This window comes from Chamaesiphon sp. OTE_75_metabat_556, from assembly GCF_031378165.1.
Classification (GTDB): domain Bacteria; phylum Cyanobacteriota; class Cyanobacteriia; order Cyanobacteriales; family Chamaesiphonaceae; genus Chamaesiphon.
In genome coordinates this window covers 1-1,910 of sequence record NZ_JANNDR010000469.1, presented here as the reverse complement: position 1 = coordinate 1,910, position 1,910 = coordinate 1, and the positions used below count along the sequence as shown (strand labels likewise).

Below are 1,910 nucleotides of genomic sequence, written 5' to 3'. Positions count from 1 at the left end.
TTCCTGCACTTTGGCGTTGATTTTATCGCGACTTTGGAGCATGTCATCGAGGTTATGTTGACCGACAATATTCCGCAGGGTCGTCATTGAAGCCTGATATACGGCCATTTGGTAGTTTTCAACTCTACTAATTGCCTTCATCGGATCGATGATGCGATAGTAGAGGACGGCATTAATTTTGATCGTGACGCTATCGGCAGTCACGGCCTCTTGGGGCGCGATATCGACAGTTTTAGTACGAATATCTACTTGGACTTTTTGGTCGAGAATCGGTGCAATGAAATACAATCCTGGGCCTTTAATTTGTTGAAAGCGTCCCAAGTGAAAGATCACCCCGCGCTCATATTCTCGATCGACTTTAACCCCTGACTTGAAGATCGCCGCTGCGATCGCCGCTGCAATCAGTATGCCAATTTCACCCATGATCTTTAGTTATAAAGTTTGATTAATCAGATTTACGGTGCGTTATTGATATTCTCCTTTGGAGCTTACTTACGGTGCGTTACGCTAACGCGGTAACACACCCTACTACTATCCCCTAATTCCCAATTCCCAACTTCCCAGCCAACTCTGGACTAAACGGAATCACTGTCGCGGCCATCAGAAATAGTGCCAGCAACCCCCAAGCAGCGCGCGTATCATTGGGTTCGGTAATCTCATCTAAGCTCGGACGTTCCAATCCGCGTTGCAAAAAGCCCACCAAAATCAACCAATAGAAAATCACCAAATTAGCTGGATTGAAAAAGGCCACGAAGCCTAAAATCACCAGGGTAATCAAAGTGCTACGTTGAGCTGTTTTGCGCCCATAGATCGCCTGGACAATGCGGCCACCATCGAGCTGTCCAGCAGGCATCAGATTGAGAGCATTAATTACCAAACCCAACCAACCGATAATTACCAGCGGATGAATCGAGAGCGTTGTCTGATGAATTGTTGCACCTAAGATAATTTTGGCTAAAGTACCCACCAAAATCGAACCTTGGAAAAATTGGGATGGAATCTCTAAGCCACTGCCAGCATGAGATAACAGCAAACCGCCAATCAGCATCAGTAGGGAGACAATACCGCCAGTTGCGGGGCCAGCTAAAGCGATATCAAACAGCGTACTGCGATCGGGTACAAGCGATTCAAACCGAGTAATGGCACCGAACGAACCGATTTGTCCGGTCGGGAGAAAGAAGGGCAACCCGATCTTGACTCGGCGCATTTTGGCAAGGATTTGATGTCCCGCTTCATGGGCGATGAGAATTGTCCAGACACCTAATACTAAGGGCAGAATTTCGCGGACTCGATCGGTATGTGCATAAAAATCAAAGCCCAAAAACACGCCCATTGCTTCTAGACTAGTGGCGATCGTCGCAATAAACATCACAACGGCCAGAATCTGTTGAGCTACGGTTGCCGCTTGCGGATCGTTGCCGCTTGGTAACACGACTACGACTGGACGTTCTTCGGGATCGGGAACGAGAAATAAGCGATATTTCTCACCAACTTTATCCCGCAATTTATCACTCAGCCGCCGATGGACGGTAGCAGCTTCACCCCGCAAATTACCTTTGAAAATTGCCCCTTGTTGATAAGCCAACGTTTCGGTCGCATAAAAGGTATCGATCCCAAAAATGCCTTTAATCGCACTCAAATCTGCTTCGGGCATCGTCAGCACCTCCATCGCGATCAACAGGGCTTGCGCGCCATCTTCGATGGGAATGTCAGCTTGTTTGCGCTGGTATTTGACCTGTCGCTCGACTAGTTTGACTGCTACTTCCGGATCTTGGGCGGCGATGCGGACTTGAGTGCCCAACCAAATATATAGACCTGTGGAGATGACTAGTAGTAGCAAGACTCCCGCGAGGTTGATATACCAGCCAGCAGCTAGTGCCCCAAAGCTTAACAGCCAGGGAATCATCAGC

General features: G+C 48.3%; 2 protein-coding genes. Both read right to left on the bottom strand.

Annotated elements, in window-relative coordinates; translation table 11 throughout:
• On the bottom strand, nt 1-423 hold a 423-nt coding region (locus RMO27_RS19055), incomplete at its 3' end, for an SPFH domain-containing protein (RefSeq protein WP_309735455.1).
• A 115-nt stretch (nt 424-538) separates the two neighbouring features.
• On the bottom strand, nt 539-1,910 hold a 1,372-nt coding region (locus RMO27_RS19050; RefSeq protein ID WP_309735453.1), incomplete at its 5' end, for a site-2 protease family protein.